This is a genomic window from Lachnoclostridium sp. MSJ-17, assembly GCF_018918205.1.
In the GTDB taxonomy this organism is placed as follows: domain Bacteria; phylum Bacillota; class Clostridia; order Oscillospirales; family Acutalibacteraceae; genus Ruminococcoides.
In genome coordinates this window covers 1-1,151 of the sequence record NZ_JAHLQB010000027.1, presented here as the reverse complement: position 1 = coordinate 1,151, position 1,151 = coordinate 1, and the positions used below count along the sequence as shown (strand labels likewise).

Genomic DNA, 1,151 nt, shown 5'->3' with positions numbered 1-1,151 from the left:
CATCTCGGGTCGGTGAATACGCCCTTGAGAGCTGAAACCGCGGCTGTTTCGGGAGAAACAAGGTAAATCTGACCGTCTGCTGTGCCGCTTCTTCCCTCAAAGTTGCGGTTGAAGGTTCTCAGCGAAACGCCCTTGCTGTTGGGTGACTGACCCATGCCGATGCAGGGGCCGCAGGCGCTCTCGAGGATTCTCGCGCCGGCGGCGATCATGTCGCCGAGAGCGCCGTTGAGAGCGAGCATGTTGAACACCTGCTTGCTGCCGGGAGCGATTGCGAGAGAAACGTTGTCAGCGACCTTCTTGCCCTTGAGAATGTAGGCAACGCGCATGAGGTCGAGGTAGCTGGAATTTGTGCAGGAACCGATGCAGACCTGATCGACTGTCTTGCCCTCGAGCTCCTTGACAGTCTTGATGTTGTCGGGAGAGTGCGGGCATGCCGCGAGAGGCTCAAGCTCGCTGAGGTTGATTTCGATAACCTCGTCGTAAACAGCGTCCGCGTCCGCGCTCAGTTCGGTGTAATCCTCCTCGCGGCCCTGAGCCTTGAGAAATTCCTTTGTGATCTCGTCAGAGGGGAATACCGAGGTCGTTGCGCCGAGCTCAGCGCCCATGTTGGTGATAGTGGCTCTCTCGGGAACGGTCAGGATCTTTACGCCCTCGCCGCCGTACTCAACGATTTTGCCTACGCCGCCCTTGACGCTCATGACTCTGAGAACCGCGAGAATGATGTCCTTCGCGGAAACCCACGGAGAGAGCTTGCCGGTGAGGTTTACTCTTACCATCTTGGGCATGGTGATGTAGTAAGCGCCGCCGCCCATAGCTACGGCAACGTCCAGACCGCCCGCGCCGATAGCGAGCATACCGATGCCGCCGCCTGTGGGAGTGTGGCTGTCGGAGCCGATGAGAGTCTTGCCGGGCTTGCCGAAGCGCTCAAGGTGAACCTGGTGGCAGATGCCGTTGCCGGGACGTGAGAAGTAAATTCCGTGCTTTTTGCAGACGGACTGGATAAAGCGGTGATCGTCCGCGTTCTCAAAGCCAGTCTGTAAGGTGTTGTGGTCTATGTAAGCGACGCTCTTCTCGGTCTTGACTCTGGGAATACCCATAGCCTCGTATTCGATGTACGCCATAGTTCCCGTCGCGTCCTGCGTGAGGGTCTG

General features: G+C 58.1%; 1 protein-coding gene. It reads right to left on the bottom strand.

Translation table 11 applies throughout. From position 1 onward, the window contains the following. Window positions 1–1,151: aconitate hydratase (locus tag KQI64_RS01750; RefSeq protein WP_216523055.1), on the bottom strand; the 1,151-nt coding region annotated here is incomplete at both ends.